Genomic DNA, 1,384 nt, shown 5'->3' on the forward strand with positions numbered 1-1,384 from the left:
CTCCTGCACGGCCGCCAGCCACGCCGCCACGATCGCCCGACCGGCGCTGCCGGCGCTCGGCGCGTCGTCCTCGGGTGCGCCCTGCAGTCGGCGGCGGGCGCGCGAGGCGAGCTGGCGGACGGCATCGGGTGAGCGATCGAGGGTTCGCGCGACGTCGTCGAACGGCACCGCGAAGACGTCGTGGAGCACGAGGGCGATGCGCTCGGCGGGACTGAGCTGCTCGAGCACCACCAGCAGGGCCACGCTGACGCGGTCGGCGCTGACCGCCGCCTGCTCGGGATCGCCCCAGCCTTCGAGATCCGCAGGTTCGTCGGGCCAGCGCTCCACCCGCCATGCGCGCTCCCGGCGGACGCGGGCCGAACCGAGGATGTCGAGGCAGATCCGCGACACGACGGTGGTGAGCCACGCGTCGAGGTTGTCGATGGCTGCGGCATCCGTCCGGACCAGTCGCAGCCACGCCTCCTGCACGGCGTCATCGGCGTCGCGGTTCGATCCGAGCAGCTGCACCGCGATGGCCCGTAGCCGGGGCCGCTGAGCTTCGAAACGTTCGGCCAGAGAAATCTCGTCGGTCATGTCACATCCTCCTCGCGGGCGTCGTCGTGATCATGACGGGGCAGCGCGCCCCGATGTGACAGAAGGAGACATGATGGCTTCCATCCTCGTGACCGGCGGCACCGGAAACCTCGGGAACCACGTCGTCCCGCTGCTTCGCGGGCGCGGCCACGACCTGCGACTCCTCAGCCGCACGCCCCGGGAGGGCGTGGAGTTCGTGGTCGGCGACACCGTGGCCGGCACCGGCCTCGCTGAGGCCGTTGCAGGAGTCGACGTGGTCCTGCATCTGGCGGGCAGCAGCAAGGGTGACGATGTCGGAACGGCGAACCTGGCGCAGGCCGCTCGTCGCGGCGGCGTGGGGCATCTCGTGATGATCTCGGTGATCGGGGCCGACGTGATGCCGATCGGCTACTTCCGCGCCAAGCAGCGCGCGGAGGAGGCGCTGGCCGCATCCGGGGTGCCGTTCACGGTGCTCCGGGCGGCTCAGTTCCACGACTTCGCCTGGAACATGTTCGCGCCCATGCTCAAGCTGCCCGTGGTGCCGGCGCCCGGTGCGATCCGGCTCGAGCCGGTCGATGTCGGCGAGGTCGCGGCGCGACTGGCGGGACTGGTCGACGGCGCTCCCAGCGGACGGGTCGCGGACCTCGCCGGGCCCGAGGTGATCGACGCGCCGACGATGCTGCGCGCGATCGCGGCGACGCGGGGCCTGCGTCGCTCGTTCTTCCCCGTGCGCGTCCCGGGTGCGATCGGACGCGCGTACCGCGACGGCGTGAACCTCGCGGCTGCCACGGCGGAGCACGGGTCGCGCACGTGGTCCGAATACCTCCAGGAG

Annotated in this window: 2 protein-coding genes; one reads left to right on the forward strand and one right to left on the reverse strand. The window is 72.1% G+C overall.

The features are described from left to right. Positions 1 to 573 (reverse strand): sigma-70 family RNA polymerase sigma factor (locus ACI3KY_RS20255; protein WP_404931914.1); only part of this gene is annotated, 573 nt, incomplete at its 3' end. A gap of 70 nt (positions 574 to 643) precedes the next feature. On the opposite strand from ACI3KY_RS20255, the gene ACI3KY_RS20260 reads away from it, so the two are divergent. Next, the coding region (locus ACI3KY_RS20260; protein ID WP_404931915.1) for an SDR family oxidoreductase at positions 644 to 1,384 on the forward strand (741 nt) is incomplete at its 3' end.

It is taken from the genome of Microbacterium sp. ZW T2_14 (assembly GCF_044987405.1).
Lineage (GTDB): Bacteria > Actinomycetota > Actinomycetes > Actinomycetales > Microbacteriaceae > Microbacterium.